The sequence below is a fragment of the Kitasatospora sp. Xyl93 genome, from assembly GCF_055383135.1.
On the sequence record NZ_AP029185.1, the window covers coordinates 7,389,881 to 7,404,270 of the forward strand.

At 74.7% G+C, this 14,390-nt stretch carries 11 protein-coding genes; 8 read left to right on the forward strand and 3 right to left on the reverse strand.

The features are described from left to right. Window positions 1-25: 25 nt before the first annotated feature. Window positions 26-1,063 carry an aldo/keto reductase gene (locus ACZ5GH_RS32105; RefSeq protein ID WP_387754075.1) on the forward strand — a complete coding sequence of 346 codons (1,038 nt, stop codon included), beginning with the start codon at window positions 26-28 and terminating at the stop codon, window positions 1,061-1,063. Window positions 1,064-1,204: 141 nt separating this feature from the next. On the opposite strand, the gene ACZ5GH_RS32110 is transcribed toward ACZ5GH_RS32105, so the two are convergent. Beyond that, window positions 1,205-2,173, reverse strand: a complete 969-nt coding sequence (locus ACZ5GH_RS32110; protein ID WP_464336026.1) for an NAD-dependent epimerase/dehydratase family protein — start codon at window positions 2,171-2,173, stop codon at window positions 1,205-1,207. 383 nt (window positions 2,174-2,556) lie between these two features. Between ACZ5GH_RS32110 and ACZ5GH_RS32115 the strand changes: the two genes are divergently transcribed. The 7 genes from ACZ5GH_RS32115 to ACZ5GH_RS32145 all read left to right on the forward strand — a co-directional run bounded on the left by ACZ5GH_RS32115 (window position 2,557) and on the right by ACZ5GH_RS32145 (window position 11,873). Further along, window positions 2,557-5,316: an SdrD B-like domain-containing protein gene (locus ACZ5GH_RS32115; RefSeq protein WP_464336027.1), complete on the forward strand. Its 2,760-nt coding sequence runs from the start codon at window positions 2,557-2,559 to the stop codon at window positions 5,314-5,316. A 147-nt stretch (window positions 5,317-5,463) separates the two neighbouring features. Then, window positions 5,464-6,474 carry a hypothetical protein gene (locus ACZ5GH_RS32120; protein WP_464336028.1) on the forward strand — a complete coding sequence of 337 codons (1,011 nt, stop codon included), beginning with the start codon at window positions 5,464-5,466 and terminating at the stop codon, window positions 6,472-6,474. A 151-nt stretch (window positions 6,475-6,625) separates the two neighbouring features. Beyond that, complete coding sequence (locus ACZ5GH_RS32125) at window positions 6,626-7,516, forward strand: ABC transporter substrate-binding protein (protein WP_387753910.1); 891 nt, start codon at window positions 6,626-6,628, stop codon at window positions 7,514-7,516. 31 nt (window positions 7,517-7,547) lie between these two features. After that, window positions 7,548-8,555 carry an amino acid ABC transporter permease gene (locus tag ACZ5GH_RS32130; RefSeq protein ID WP_464336029.1) on the forward strand — a complete coding sequence of 336 codons (1,008 nt, stop codon included), beginning with the start codon at window positions 7,548-7,550 and terminating at the stop codon, window positions 8,553-8,555. Next, window positions 8,552-9,352, forward strand: a complete 801-nt coding sequence (locus ACZ5GH_RS32135; protein ID WP_464336030.1) for an amino acid ABC transporter ATP-binding protein — start codon at window positions 8,552-8,554, stop codon at window positions 9,350-9,352. The genes ACZ5GH_RS32130 and ACZ5GH_RS32135 overlap by 4 nt, the downstream gene beginning before the upstream one ends. Before the next feature lie 8 nt (window positions 9,353-9,360). Beyond that, the gene (locus tag ACZ5GH_RS32140) at window positions 9,361-11,007 is read left to right on the forward strand and encodes an N-acyl-D-amino-acid deacylase family protein (RefSeq protein ID WP_464336031.1); all 1,647 of its coding nucleotides are present in this window, start codon (window positions 9,361-9,363) and stop codon (window positions 11,005-11,007) included. Further along, complete coding sequence (locus ACZ5GH_RS32145; RefSeq protein ID WP_464336032.1) at window positions 11,004-11,873, forward strand: serine hydrolase; 870 nt, start codon at window positions 11,004-11,006, stop codon at window positions 11,871-11,873. Before ACZ5GH_RS32140 ends, ACZ5GH_RS32145 begins: the two co-directional genes overlap by 4 nt. A 96-nt stretch (window positions 11,874-11,969) precedes the next feature. Here ACZ5GH_RS32145 and ACZ5GH_RS32150 read toward each other — a convergent pair whose 3' ends face one another. Together ACZ5GH_RS32150 and lysA are read right to left on the reverse strand one after the other, a co-directional pair. After that, window positions 11,970-12,893 (reverse strand): LysR family transcriptional regulator, encoded by a 924-nt coding sequence (locus ACZ5GH_RS32150; RefSeq protein WP_387753900.1) that lies wholly within the window; start codon window positions 12,891-12,893, stop codon window positions 11,970-11,972. Between the two features lie 66 nt (window positions 12,894-12,959). Further along, window positions 12,960-14,372: a diaminopimelate decarboxylase gene (gene lysA, locus ACZ5GH_RS32155; RefSeq protein ID WP_464336909.1), complete on the reverse strand. Its 1,413-nt coding sequence runs from the start codon at window positions 14,370-14,372 to the stop codon at window positions 12,960-12,962. Between the last annotated feature and the right edge of the window lie 18 nt (window positions 14,373-14,390).

A 14,390-nucleotide genomic window follows, 5' to 3' on the forward strand; every position in this document is an offset into this window, starting at 1 on the left:
CACCGGCACCGCAGGCACCACCGCCATGGAGTACCGCCGCCTCGGCGCGTCCGGCCTCAAGGTGCCCGCACTCAGCCTCGGCACCGGCACCTTCGGCGGCCGCGGCCCGCTGTTCGGCGCCTGGGGCACCACCGACGTCCAGGAGGCCCGCCGGCTGCTCGACATCGCCATCGACGCCGGGGTCACCCTCTTCGACACCGCCGACGTCTACTCCGACGGCGCCTCCGAGGAGGTGCTCGGCCAGGCCGTCCGCGGCCGCCGCGACCAGGTGCTGATCTCCACCAAGGCCGGACTGCCCACCGGCGACGGCCCGCAGGACGCCGGCACCTCCCGCGCCCGGCTCGTCCGGAGCGTGGACGACGCGCTGCGCCGCCTCGGCACCGACTACCTGGACCTCTTCCAGCTGCACGCCTACGACGCCGGCACCCCGATCGAGGAGGTGCTCGCCACCCTGGAGGACCTGGTCCGGGCCGGCAAGATCCGCTACACCGGCGTCTCCAACTTCTCCGGCTGGCAGCTGATGAAGTCCCTCGCCCTCGCCGACCGGCACGGCCGCCCCCGGTACGCCGCGCACCAGGTCTACTACTCCCTCGTCGGCCGCGACTACGAGTGGGAGCTGATGCCGCTCGCCCGGGAGGAGGGCGTCGGCGCCCTGGTCTGGAGCCCGCTCGGCTGGGGCCGGCTCACCGGGAGGATCCGCCGGGGGCAGCCGCTCCCGGCCGGCAGTCGGCTGCACGACACCGCGGACTACGGCCCGCCGGTGGAGGACGAGCTGCTGTACCGGGTGGTCGACGCGCTGGACGGGATCGCCGCCGAGACCGGCCGCACCGTCCCCCAGGTGGCGATCAACTGGCTGCTGCGCCGCCCGACCGTCTCCTCGGTCATCATCGGCGCCCGCAACGAGGAGCAGCTGCGCCAGAACCTCGGCGCGGTCGGCTGGTCCCTGACGGAGGAGCAGGTGGCCCGGCTGGACGCGGCCAGCACCCGCACCGCGCCGTACCCGTACTTCCCCTACCGCCGGCAGGAGGCCTTCGCCCGGCTGAACCCGCCGCTGGCCGGCTGAGGTCCCGGTCGGGGGACACTACGCACCGTCACCTCGCAGCGTTCCCGGCCACGCGCGGTGAGACCGGATCGGCGCGTGTTGCCGGGGTGGGGAGGTGTCGTAAGGCTGATGGCCCCGCAGGAGCGAGGGTGACGGCGGGCCCTAGCGGCGGTGCCAGGCGGCGAGGAGCGCGGCCTCCCGGGCGGGGTCGAGGGTGCCCGGTACGGGCGGGAACGGCTGGATGTCCCGGGCGGTGTCGGCCACCGGGCGCAGGGCCAGGCCGGTGGCGAGGGCGGCGGCCGGATCGGCGGTGCTGGTGGCGCGGGTCTCCGGGGTGGCCGGCCAGAGCGGGAGCGCCTGTTCCGTGACCCCGGCCGCGCGGAGGAACTCCTCGTCCACCCAGGTGAGAGCGGTGCCGGGCGGGGCGACCGCCGAGGCGACGGCGTCGAGCAGGTCGCCCAGACCGAACGGCGGGGGAGTGGCGGCGTGGTACGCGCCGGAGGCGCCGCGCTCCAGCAGGGCGAGCATCCAGGCGGCGAGGTCGCGGGCGTCGACCACCTGCACCGGTGCGTCCGGCCGGCCGGGGGCGAGCACCTCGCCGCCGCGGGCGAGGCGTTCCACCCAGTAGTCGAAGCGGTGGGTGTAGTCGTGGGGGCCGATCACGTACGTCGGGCGGATCAGCAGCGCCCCCGGGCCGAAGGCCTCCCGGGCGGCGCGCTCGCACTGGACCTTGAGGACGCCGTAGCTCCCGGCGGTGACCTCCTCGGCCTCCGGTCCGTCGGCGGGCAGCAGCGGGGAGTCCTCGGCGTAGCCGGGGGCGGCCGGGACGTCGTACACCGCGAGCGACGAGACCAGCAGGTAGCGCCCGGCGCTGCCGGGGTCGAGGGCGGCCGCCAACTCCCGGACCTGGCGGGGGAAGTAGGCACAGAGGTCGACGGTGGCGTCCCAGCTGCGGCCGCGCAGCACGGACAGGTCGGCGTCGCGGTCGGCGATCAGGTGGGTGGCGTCCGGGAGCAGTCCGGCGCCGGACCGGCCCCGGTGCAGCACCGTGACGTCGTGCCCGGCGGCCAGTGCCGCCTCGGCGAAGTGGAGACCGATGAAGCGGGTGCCGCCCATGACCAGAATGCGCATCAGAACATCGTGCCAGCCCGCCCGGTGCCGGTGCCAACCGGCGCCGGATTGGTGCCCGAGTTGTGGGTGGGGTGCGTGAGTCCGTGGGCGGTGTGTACGGTTCCGGGGGGAACCGTGTTCGACGGCCGACGACATCGAACGGCGGCCGTCGGCCCTGGTGGAACGCGGTGGGCCCGATCGTCGCTGGTCGGCCGCCCGGCGGCGGCGCGGCGAAGCGGAACCGTGACGGCCTCGTAACTCCTGATGCGCCGTCAAAGTTCCTTGTTTCCCGGCGAACTTGTGTGAAGGCCCTTTAAGCTCCCGTTAACAATGGCGGTTTTTCGCCGCTCACGAACTCCCTCACGAGGTCGGGCGGAAGGCCCAACTGAACAATGAGAGCAGGGATGACGACGACGACTGAACGAACGGCCGGTGGCGCGCGCGGCCCGGACCGTCGGCGACACGGCGGGGCCGGTCGCACCGTGGCCGGTGCGGCGGCCCTGGCCGTGGTGATCGGCGCCGGCGCGTTGGCGGCGGCCCCCGCGGCCTTCCCGGCGGCCGGCGACGGGACGGTGACGGTCCGGGTGATCCGGGCCGTGGACACCGACGGGGTGTGGTCGCCCGGGCTGGAATCGACCATGGCGGGCGTGCGGGTGACGCTCACCGACGACGCCGGGGTGGCCGTCGAGGGCACCACGGCGGCCGACGGCACGCTGACGCTGTCGCCGGCCACGAGCAAGCTGACCGGCGGCAAGTACCGGGTGCAGGTGGTGAACCCGAAGCCGGGCGTGCTCCACCCGGCCTTCGCCTCGCGCCAGGGCCTGGACGGCGCGCCCAACCAGCTGAGCTCCAACGAGGAGTTCGTCGACCTCTCCGGCGGCAAGAAGGTCGAACTCACCACGGGGCTGTGGAGCCCGGGTGACTACTGCCAGAAGAACGCGCCGCTGGTGTCGACCTGTCAGAACCCGCCCGGGGAGGGCGACGCGCAGCACACGCTGGTGTCCTTCCCGTACCAGTCCCGGGGGACGGCCGGCACGGGCTTCACCCTGACCGACGTGGCCACGGCCGGGCAGACCGGGAACCTCTACGGCATCGCCTGGAACAAGGCCGACCGGCGGGTGTTCTCCTCGGCCCAGGCCAAGCGGACGACCGCCTACGGCCCCGGCGGCCCCGGCGGCGTCTACGTCACCGACTGGGACACGAAGAAGACCACGCTGTTCACCACCGTCCCGGACGCGGGCACCACCCCGCACGGCCCGGGCAACGACGACGGCTTCCTGGCCGCGGTCGGAAAGGAGAGCCTCGGCGGCATCAAGATCACCGACGACGGCAAGGACCTGTTCGTCGTCAACCTCCACGACCGCAAGCTCTACCGGTACGACGCCACCGCGGCGACGGCGGCCGCGCCCAAGGCCGCCTACGCCATCCCGGACCCGGGCTGCCCGGCCCCGCGGGACTGGCGTCCGTACGGCCTCGGCATCCAGGACGGCACCGGCTTCCTCGGCGGTGTCTGCTCCGGCGAGTCCACCGGCAAGGCCGCCGACCTGCGGGCCGTGGTGCTGCCGTTCGACCTGGCCACCGGCGCCTTCAAGCCGGCGGTGCTGAACCAGCCGCTCGACTACCCGCGCGGCACCACGGTGGGCGGGCCGTGCCCGGGCACCGGCTGGTTCCCGTGGCAGGACACCTTCCCGACCACCCAGAACGGCCAGGCCTGCGGGGACAACTACCTCGCCAACCCCGAGCCGGCGGTGGCCGAGATCGCGTTCGAGACGGACGGCTCGATGCTGCTCGCCTTCCGGGACCGCTTCGGAGACCAGTCGGCGGCCAACCCGACGGGCAACGTGATGGCCAAGGTGCTGCCCGGCGGTGACCTCCTCAAGGCCTGCCTGTCGAACGGCACCTACGTGCTGGACACCAACCTGGGCTGCGGTTCCACGGCCCGGGGCCAGCGGTTCTTCGACAACGCCCGGATCGGCCACAACAACCCCGCCAACGCCGGGATGGCGTTCTCGAAGGTCGAGGACTCCATCGTGGCCTCGGGCTACGACAGCGACAGCCGCGCCTACGGGTACGGCAGCGCCTTCCAGAAGCGCAACGGCAAGGCGGACGGCGGCGTACGGCTCAACGCGGGCGCGGGCATCCCGCCGTTCGGCAAGGGCGCCGCGATGGGCGACCTGGAGGTCCTCTGCGACCAGGCACCGCTCCAGATCGGCAACCGGGTCTGGTACGACCCCGAGCGCAGCGGCCTCCAGCTGCCGGGCCAGCGCCCGGTGCCGGGTGCCACCGTCCACCTGTACGACGCGGCGGGGAAGCTCGTCGGGACGACCAGGACGACCAAGCGCGGCGAGTACTACTTCGACGACAGCAATGTCGAGGGCGGCCTCAAGCCGCGGACCAAGTACACGATCAAGCTGGACAACCCGGCGGACTACGCCAAGGACGGCCCCCTCTTCCAGTGGGTGCCGACCGCCAACGAGGTCGGTGACAACCACTTCATCGACTCCAAGGGCGTCGTCCCGAAGGACGGCAGGTACCCGGAGCGGGCGCTGACCACCGGCGGCCCCGGCGAGAACGACCACACCTACGACTTCGGCTTCCGCCAGCAGGAGGGCGCGCTGCGCCTGGTCAAGCACGACCAGGACGGCAAGCCGCTGGCCGGCGCCAAGTTCCAGTTGTGGCACGAGACCAACGGGACCGACGGGCTCCAGTCGACCGGCGACAAGCCGGACGCCAAGGTCGGTGCCCCCTGCACGACCGGGGCCGACGGCATCTGCCGGGGCACGGGCGTACCCGGCTCGTACTACTGGCAGGAGCTGAGCCCGCCGGACGGCTACGCGGCGCCGGAGGTCACCGTCTTCGGCCCGCTGAAGCTGACCTCGGCGAACCTCGACGCCGGTGTGGAGGTGACGGCCGTCAACAAGCTGATCCCCACCCCGACGCCGACGCCCACCCCGACCCCGACCCCGACCGTGACGCCGACCCCGGCGCCGACGTCGGCGGCTCCGGTGCCGCCCGCACCGCAGCCCCCCGCACCCGGGCACCTGCCCAACACCGGTGCGGGCGAGGGGATGCCGATCGCGCTGACCAGCGCGGCGGCGCTGATCGTCCTCGGCACCGCCATGGTGCTGGTGGTCCGTAGGCGCAAGGCCGCCCAGCGCGGCTGACCCTGACGGGCGCCCGGAAGCGGGGCGCCCGTCGTGGGGCCCGGTGCGGGGAGACCCGTCCCGGGCCCGATCGGGCGGGTTCGTGGGACCTCTGGTCCCCGGGCCCGCCCGACTGTCGTGTCCGACCGAGGAGAGGGAGCGGGCCGTATGCCCCGCAAGACGAAGGCCGACGGTGTGCCCCGCGAGGCGCAGGCCGCGGACGTCCCGCGCAAGGCGCAGGCCGCGGACGTCCCGCGCAAGGCGCAGGCCGCGGACGTCCCGCGCAAGGCGCAGGCCGCGGACGTCCCGCGCAAGGCGAAGGCCGGCGGTGGGTCCCGAAAGGCGGAGGCCGGCGGGGGCGGGCGCGGGCCCCGGCGGTCCGGCTGGCTCAAGGCGCTGGTCGCGGTCGTGGTGTGCGGCACCGCGGCGGGCGGCCTGGCCGTCTACCGGACGGTCTCCGACGAGGCCGCCGAACGCCCGGTGACCACCGACGAGGCGGGGCGGCTCGCGCTGTCCCGCCTGAACCTCTACCAGGCCAGCCCGGTGGCGGTGGCGGTCACGGCCGACGAGGGCGGCGGCGTGAGCATCCGGGTCGAGGGGGTCGTCGACTACCGCAACCACCGGGGGGTGGGCCGCTACCGGACCACGGGCGCGAGCGGACCGCTGGACCACGGCCTGATCGTCTGGGACACCGGCGGCCTGGGGCTGGCTCCCGAGCCGTCCGCCGGCACCGCCGCCTCCGGTACTGGCGGCCCCGGTACCGGCAGCCCCACCAGTGCCGCCCCCGACACCCCGGCCTGGCAGCAGGCCGAGCACATCCCGCGCCAGGGCTGGTCACCGCGCGGCTACACGGCGGACCCGCTGGACGCCGGGCTGAACCTGCTGGTCCAACTCGGTGCGGACCGTCCCGACAACCCGCTGCTGGTCGGCCAGTCCGGGGCCCGCTGGCTGGGCCGGGACCGGATCGACGGCCGGAGCTACGACCGCATCGCCGGGCCGCGCGCCCAGGGCGCCGCACCCGACGGGGCCCGCTCGCCGCTCACCTACTGGGTCGACGGCGACGGCGGACTGCGCCGGGTGACGATGCGGATGCCCGGGCTGGGCACCCCGACCACCGTCGAGTTCACCGGACGGCAGCCGGACGCCAAGCTGCCCGAGGCTCCGTGGCTCACCGGCTGAGCCGGTTGACCAGCCCCTGCCGCAAGCCCGCAGGACAGCGCGGTCAGCCGTACAAAAACCGTTGGTGAGGCAGCAATAGCTTCATCATCTTCCGTTCACCCGGACTCGGCTGCCAGCATCGGCGCACCGTCACCGCCCGAGGGAGTAGCCGATGAACCGCCCCCGTTCCCTGCGCTGTCTGGCCGCACTGTCCCTGGTCGTCCTGGCCGCCACCGCCTGCGGGCGCTCCGACCAGGGCGGCGCCACGGCCGCCGGCGCGGCGCAGGCCGGGCAGGACTCCGGGAAGAGCGCCGCCGAGCTTCTCCCGGCGAAGAACAGGCAGAGCGGTGTGCTCAGGGTGGCCACCTCCGTCGGCTACCCGCCGATGGAGATGTACAGGACCGGGACCACCGAGCTGACCGGGGTCGACCCGGACCTCGCCGCCGCCCTCGCCGGAAGGCTCGGCCTGAGGCTGGAGCTCTCCAACTCCTCCTTCGACGGCCTGATCCCCGGCCTCCAGGCCGGCCGCTACGACCTGGTGATGTCCTCCATGACGGACAGCGCGCAGCGCCGCCAGGCGGTCGACTTCGTCGACTACTTCCGCACCGGCGGGGTGATCATGACGAAGAAGGGCAACCCGGAGGGCATCAAGTCCCTCGACGACCTCTGCGGCAGGAAGGTCGTCCTCGCCAAGGGCAGCTCCAACCTGGAGATCGGCGAGCAGCAGAACGCCGAGTGCGCCACCAAGATGGCGATCTCGCAGAGCGAGGACGCCCCGACCGGCCTGCTCCAGCTGGACAGCGACCGGGCGGTGGCCACGATCGTGGACTACCCGGTGGCGCAGATGTTCGTGCGGAACAGCGGCTCCTACGAGGTGCTGCCGGAGCAGTACGGGACGGCGCCGTGGGGCATCGCGGTGGCGAAGAAGGACTCCGGGCTGCGCGACGCGGTGCGGAAGGCGCTCCAGGAGCTGATCGAGAGCGGCGAGTACCGCAAGGTCCTGGACACCTACCAGGTCGGCGGCAGCGCGGTGGAGCGCGCCACCGTCAACGCGGCGCAGTGAGAACGGCGGCACCGACGAGATGAGCACCGACATGAGAGACCCTTCGAAGCCCGCCGACCCCGCGAAGCCCGCCGACTCCCTGAAGCCCGCCGACCCGCCGGAGCCCGCCGCGGCCGCCGAGGACGACCTGGCCTTCGAGGTGACCGGCCGGCCCCGCCCGGCGCGCTGGTTCGCCGTGCTGGCGGCCGCCTTCACCGCCGTCTGGCTGGCCTGGACCGTCATCGTCAACCCCAACCTGCACTGGGACGTCGTCGCCAGGTACCAGTTCGACGGCGTGGTCCTGGAAGGACTCTGGGTGACGGTCCAACTCACCCTGATCTCCCAGGCGGTGGGGATCGTCATCGGCGTGGTGGCCGCGGTGATGCAGCTGTCCGACAGCCCGGTGCTGCGGACCACCGCCGGGGCGTACACCTGGTTCTTCCGCGGCACCCCGCTGCTGGTCCAGCTGATCTTCTGGTTCAACCTGGCGCTGCTCTTCCCGGAGATCAGCATCGGCATCCCGTTCGACGGGCCCAAGCTGGTCAGCTGGCAGTCCAACACCCTGATCACCGGCTTCGTGGCGGCGCTGCTGGGCCTGTCGATCAACGAGGGCGCCTACATGTCCGAGATCGTCCGGGCCGGCATCCAGAGCGTCGATCCCGGGCAGCGCGAGGCGGGCGCCTCGCTGGGCATGTCCAACCGGCAGATCCTCACCCGGGTGGTGCTGCCGCAGGCGATGCGGGTGATCATCCCGCCGTTCGGCAACCAGTTCATCTCGATGCTGAAGACCACCTCGCTGGTCTCGGTCATCGCCGGCGCCGACCTGATGACCGTCTCGCAGCACCTCTACCTCGCCAACTTCGAGGTGATCGCGCTGCTGATCGTCGCGTCCGTCTGGTACCTGGTGCTCACCACCGTCGCGAGCGTCGCCCAGCACGCGGTGGAACGGAAGTTCAACCCGGCCGGCGCCCCGCCGGCGCTGCACCGCCGGGTACTGGCCAACCTGCGCCCGGGGCGCGGCGGAGCGCGCAAGCGCGTACGGAAGGGGGAGGGCGAGTGAGGAGCGCGGACCTGGAGAAGCAGGCCGGCGAGGTGGTCCTGTCGGCCCGGAGGGTGCGCAAGCGCTTCGGGGACCTGGAGGTGCTGCGCGGCATCGACCTGGAGGTCCGGGCGGGGGAGGTGCTCTGCGTGATCGGCCCCTCCGGCTCCGGAAAGTCCACCCTGCTGCGCTGCTTCAACCACCTGGAGAAGATCGACGCCGGGCGGATCGAGGTGGACGGCGAACTCGTCGGCTACGAGCCGCACGGCGCCTCCGGCAGCGGGCTGCGCGAGCGCCGGCCGCGCGACATCCGCCGCCAGCGCGAGCGGATCGGCATGGTCTTCCAGCGCTTCCACCTCTTCCCGCACCGCACCGCGCTGCAGAACGTGATGGAGGGCCCGGTCGCGGTCAAGGGCCGCCCGCGCGCGGAGGCCGAGCGGCAGGCCCGCGAACTGCTCGCCCGGGTCGGCCTGGCCGACCGCGCCGACCACTACCCGGGCCGGCTCTCCGGCGGCCAGCAGCAGCGGGTGGCGATCGCCCGGGCGCTGGCCATGGAACCGACCCTGATGCTCTTCGACGAGCCCACCTCCGCGCTCGACCCGGAGCTGGTCGGCGAGGTGCTCGGGGTGATGCGCGACCTCGCCCGCAGCGGCATGACGATGATCGTCGTCACCCACGAGATGGGGTTCGCCCGCGAGGTCGCCGACCGGGTCGTCCTCATGGACCGGGGCGCCGTCGTGGAGGCGGGCCGCCCGGCCGAGTTCTTCACCGCCCCGCGGCACGACCGCACCCGGGCCTTCCTCTCGACGGTGCTCTGATGGGAGCCATGGGACTGATGGGAGCGGACGTGGCCACGACCCCGGCCGACCTGCTGCTGCGCGGCGCCGCCCTGGTGGACGGCACCGGGGCGCCCGCCCGCCCGGCCGACCTCGCCGTCACCGCGGGCCGGGTCACCGTCCTGCCACCGGGCACCGCGGTGGCCGCGACCGAGACCCTGGACGTCACCGGACGGGTCGTCACCCCCGGCTTCATCGACGTCCACACCCACTCGGACGCGCTCGCCGCCCGCTTCGGCGGCGGCCACCTCGACGACGAGGCCCTGGACGAGCTGCGGCTGGCCCCGCTGCTCCAGGGCGTCACCACCGAGATCAGCGGCAACTGCGGGATCAGCCTGTTCCCCGCGCTGCCCGGGCGGCTGCCCGAGCTGGCCGGGCACCTGCGGGTCTCCTTCGGCCTCGGGCCGGTGCTGCCCGCCGAGGACTTCGACGCCTTCGCCGCCGGCCAGCGGCCCGAACTGCGCCGCAACCACATCGCCTCGCTGGTCGGCCACGGCACGCTGCGCGCCGGGGTGATGGGCTTCGAGGACCGCCCGCCCACCGCTGAGGAGCTGGCCGCCATGTGCGGGCTGCTCGACCGGGCGCTGGCCCAGGGCGCGGCCGGACTCTCCACCGGTTTGATCTACCCGCCCGGCGTCTACGCCGGCACCGAGGAGATCGTGGCCCTGGCGAAGGTCGCCGCGCGGCACGGCAAGCCGTACGTGACGCACCTGCGCGACGAGATGTCCCAGGTGGAGAAGGCCCTGGAGGAGGCGCTGGAGATCGCGGCGCGCTCCGGCGCCGCGCTCCAGGTCTCCCACCACAAGACCGCCGGGCGGCACGCCTGGGGCGCCACCCTGCGCACCCTGCCGCGTCTGGAACGGGCCCGCGCGGAGGGCGTGGACGTGCTCTGCGACGTCTACCCGTACACCGCCGGCAGCACCGTGCTGCACGCGATGCTGCCGCCGTGGACCAGCGAGGGCGGGCCGGCCGCCCTGCTGGAGCGGCTGCGCGGCGGGGAGGTGCGGGACCGGATCCGGGCGGACATCGCCCACGGCGTCGAGGGCTGGGAGAACACCGTCGGCAACGGCGGCTGGGACCTGATCTCGGTGGCCGCCGCCCCGGCCCGCCGCACGGCCGAGGGCCGCCGGATCGCCGACCTGGCCGCCGAGGCCGGCACCGACCCGGTGGACTACGTCTGCGACCTGCTGCTGGAGGCGCGGGGCGAGGTCACCATCATCAGCCACTCGATGCGCGAGGACGACGTCCGCCGGGTGCTGGCCAGCCCGCTGTCGATGATCGGCTCGGACGGGGTGCCCAAACCCGGCCGCCCGCACCCCCGTTGGGCGGGCAGCTTCGCCCGGGTGCTCGGCCACTACGGGCGCGGGCACGGGCTGCTGTCGCTGGAGTCGGCGGTGCACAAGATGACCGGTCTGCCCGCCGAGCGCTTCCGGCTGGCCGGGCGGGGCGTGGTCCGGGACGGCGCCGTCGCGGACCTGGTGGTGCTGGACCCGGCGGCCGTCCTGGACGGCGCGACCTTCGAGCAGCCGCTGCTGCCGCCGGTGGGCGTGGAGACCGTGGTGGTGGCCGGGCGGGTCGCGGTGCGCGACGGCCGGCCGACCGCCGACCGGGCCGGAGAGGTGGTGCGGGTCCGATGAGCCTCGCCCAGGTCGCCGCCGCCGCGCGCAGCTCGGCGGCGCTCCCGCTGACCCTCGCGGTGGCCGCCGTCGACGTGGACGCCCCTGCGGAGGACGAAGCGGTCGGCGGCGCGGCGGTGGGGGTGGACGACACCGTCGTGCTGCCCGTCGCCAGCGCCTCCAAGCTGCTGCTGCTGGCCGAGGTCGCCCGACGGCTGGACACCGGAGAACTGACGGCCGGGCAGCCGGTGGAGATCCTCCCCGAGGACGTCACCGGCGGCACCGGCCTGCTCGGCCGGCTGAGCCGCCCCGGCTGGACGGTGGAGGACCTGGCCTGGCTGACCGCCGCGGTCAGCGACAACACCGCCACCAACGCGCTGCTGCGGCTGGTCGGCCTGCCGGCCACCGCGCGGCTGGCGGCCGGGCTCGGCCTGGACCGGCTCACCCTGCACGACCGGGTGCGCGACGAGCGCGGGCCCGACGTCCCGCCGGTCTTCGCCACCGGCACCGCCCGCGACCTGGCCCGCCTGGTGGCCCTCGCGGTCCGGGGCACCATGGCGTCCCCGGCGGCCTCGGCCCGGCTGCTCGGCTGGATGCGCGCCAACACCGACCACGGCCTGGTGCCCGCCCTGATCGACCACGACCCGTACGCGCCCGGCTTCCCCGAGCCGCTGCCCGGCCGCCTGCTGGTGGCCAACAAGACCGGGACGGACACCGGGGTGCGGGCCGACGCGGGCGTCATCGTGGGCGCCCGGCGGGTGGCCTACGCCGTCGTCGCGCACTGGGACGTGGCGCTCGGGCCGAGCACCGAACGGACCGCCGTGCACGACATCCGGGACGTCGGCCTGGCCCTCGCGGCCTGGGCGCAGCGGCCCGCCCGGACCTGACCGGTCGCCGCCGGGGAGCCGGTCCGGACCGGGCCCTCGGACCGGCCGGCTCCGGGTCGGGCGGGCCGTGAGCGGGGAGGAGCCGAGCCGGAGGGATCAGGCCCACCGCATGTCGAGCAGCGACCTGATCTCCCCGGCGGCGGCGCCGAGTTCGGCGAGGAAGGCGCGCAGCACCGGGTTGCGGTTGGTGGCCCGGGTGGCCACCCCGATCCGGCGGTGCAGCTGCGGGTGGTCCAGCCGGCACACGTGCACCCCGGCGCTGTCGGCCAGGCCGAGCGCCGGGATCAGCGCGACGCCCATGCCGGCCCGCGCGAGGTTGATGGTCACCTGGTAGTGGTCGCTGCGGCAGCGCACCCGGGGGCGGAACCCCTCGGCCGCGCAGGCGCGTTCGAGCACCGGCTCGCCGGTGCTGCCGCCGTGGGTGCCGATCCAGCTCTCGCCCTCCAGCTCGGCCAGCCGCACCACCGAGCGCCGCCCGAGCCGGTGCCGCAGCGGCACCACGACCAGCTGCGGCTCCTCGAAGTACATCCGCACGTCCACCGCCGCCCGGCGGCACCACGGGTCCAGCGGGTGCTCGAAGACCACGGCCGCGTCCAGCCGGCCCGCCTCCAGGTCCGGGACCAGTTCGTGCGGCTGGCCCATGATGAGCTCCAGCTCCACCCGCGGGTTCCCGGCGGCGAACGAGGCCAGCGCCCGGGGCAGCAGGTCCAGCCCCGCGGAGGCGAAGAAGCCGATCCGCAGCACACCGGCCGCACCCTGGGCGTGCGCCCGCAGGTCGTCCTGGGCGACGGCCATCAGGTCGGCGATCGCCTGGGCGTGCTCGGCCAGCCGGATCCCGGCGGGCGTCAGGCGCAGGGACTGCGGCGCCCGTTCCACCAGCGCGACACCCAGCTCCTGCTCCAGACGGGCGAGTTGGTGCGAGATGGCGGACGGGCTCAGGTGCAGCGCCTGCGCCGCGGCCACGATGGTGCCCCGGCGGGCGATCTCCAGGAGGACGAGCAGTCGGGCGCTGTTCAGCATCGGCCCAGGTTACGGCCCGTGTCGTGGCCCGGGCGGGGTTCGCGACGCCGCTCCACCGCGCGGGCCTCAGGACGCGTACGCCCGCTGCGCGGCCGCCGGCTCCCCGGCGCCGGCGGCGGCGGCCACGTCCAGCCTGAGCAGGTCGTGCTCGGTCTCCCGGCGCACGACCGGGCGGGCCTCGCCGTCCCGGACGAAGACCACGGCGGGCCGCGGCAGCTTGTTGTAGTTGGACGCCATGGCGTAGCCGTAGGCGCCGGTCACCGGGGTGGCCAGCAGGTCGCCCACCCGCAGGTCGGCGGGGAGCGCGGCGTCGTCGATGATCACGTCGCCGCTCTCGCAGTGCTTGCCGACCAGCCGGGCGCGCCGCGGCCGGGGAGCCTCGGGGCAGCGCGGCAGGAAGGCCTCGTAGCGGGCGCCGTACAGCGCGGGGCGCAGGTTGTCGCTCATCCCGCCGTCGACGCTGACATACGTACGCACGCCCTCGATCCGCTTGACGGTGCCGACCCGGTAGAGGGTCAGCCCGGCCCGGGCGGCGATCGAGCGGCCGGGCTCGACGCCCACCGCGCCGCTCCAGCCGGCGCCGCGCACCGCCGCGCCGACCCGCTCGGCCCAGACGGCGAAGGAGGGGGCGCTCTGCCCGCCCAGGTAGGCGACGCCCAGGCCGCCGCCGACGGTCAGCCGGCGCAGTCCGTGCTCGACGGCGAACCGGGCCACCGCGGCGGCGCCGTCGGCCAGCTCGGCCGGGTCCAGTACCTGGGAGCCGACGTGGGCGTGGACGCCCTCCAGCCGTACGGCGGCGGAGGCCTCGGCCCGGCGCACCGCGGCCGCGGCGGCGCCGTCGGCCAGGCCGAAGCCGAACTTGGAGTCGTGGCCGCCGGTCCGGATGGCCTGGTGGGCGCCGGCCGCGACGCCCGGCGCCACCCGCAGCCGGACCCGGGCCGGGGGCAGGCCCTCGGCCCGGTGCAGCCGCTCGATCCGGTCCAGCTCGTCGAAGCTGTCCACCACGATGTGGCGCAGGCCGACGGTCAGCGCGGTGCGCAGCTCGGCCTCGTCCTTGTTGTTGCCGTGCAGCACGATCCGGTCCGGGTCGACCCCGGCGTACAGCGCGGTGCGCAGCTCGCCGCCGGAGGCGACGTCCAGCAGCAGGCCCTCCTCGGCGGCGAGGCGGGCCATCGCGGTGCACAGGAAGGCCTTGGAGGCGTAGGCGACGTTGCCCCGGCCGAAGGCGGCCACCGCCTCGCGGCAGCGCCGGCGCAGGTGCTCCTCGTCGTAGACGAACAGCGGGGTGCCGTACCGGCGGGCCAGCTCGTCCAGCAGCACGCCGCCGACGGACAGGCCCTCGGGGCGGGACTCGGCGGTGAGCGGCAGCAGGCCCGGATCGACGGGCGGCAGGGCCGGTGACTCGGACTGCGGCGACTCGGGGGCCGGTGGCTCGGGGTGCAGCGGCCCGGGGTACGGCGGGCCGGGGTACGGCGACACAGGGGACAAGGCTTCCTC

Excerpts from the sequence above, each read along its gene's own strand:
- ACZ5GH_RS32105 (WP_387754075.1), top strand. The coding sequence starts at position 26 with ATGGAGTACCGCCGCCTCGGCGCGTCCGGCCTCAAGGTGCCCGCACTC.
- ACZ5GH_RS32110 (WP_464336026.1), bottom strand. The coding sequence starts at position 2,173 with ATGCGCATTCTGGTCATGGGCGGCACCCGCTTCATCGGTCTCCACTTC.
- ACZ5GH_RS32115 (WP_464336027.1), top strand. The coding sequence starts at position 2,557 with ATGACGACGACGACTGAACGAACGGCCGGTGGCGCGCGCGGCCCGGAC.
- ACZ5GH_RS32120 (WP_464336028.1), top strand. The coding sequence starts at position 5,464 with ATGCCCCGCAAGACGAAGGCCGACGGTGTGCCCCGCGAGGCGCAGGCC.
- ACZ5GH_RS32125 (WP_387753910.1), top strand. The coding sequence starts at position 6,626 with ATGAACCGCCCCCGTTCCCTGCGCTGTCTGGCCGCACTGTCCCTGGTC.
- ACZ5GH_RS32130 (WP_464336029.1), top strand. The coding sequence starts at position 7,548 with ATGAGAGACCCTTCGAAGCCCGCCGACCCCGCGAAGCCCGCCGACTCC.
- ACZ5GH_RS32140 (WP_464336031.1), top strand. The coding sequence starts at position 9,361 with ATGGGACTGATGGGAGCGGACGTGGCCACGACCCCGGCCGACCTGCTG.
- ACZ5GH_RS32145 (WP_464336032.1), top strand. The coding sequence starts at position 11,004 with ATGAGCCTCGCCCAGGTCGCCGCCGCCGCGCGCAGCTCGGCGGCGCTC.
- ACZ5GH_RS32150 (WP_387753900.1), bottom strand. The coding sequence starts at position 12,893 with ATGCTGAACAGCGCCCGACTGCTCGTCCTCCTGGAGATCGCCCGCCGG.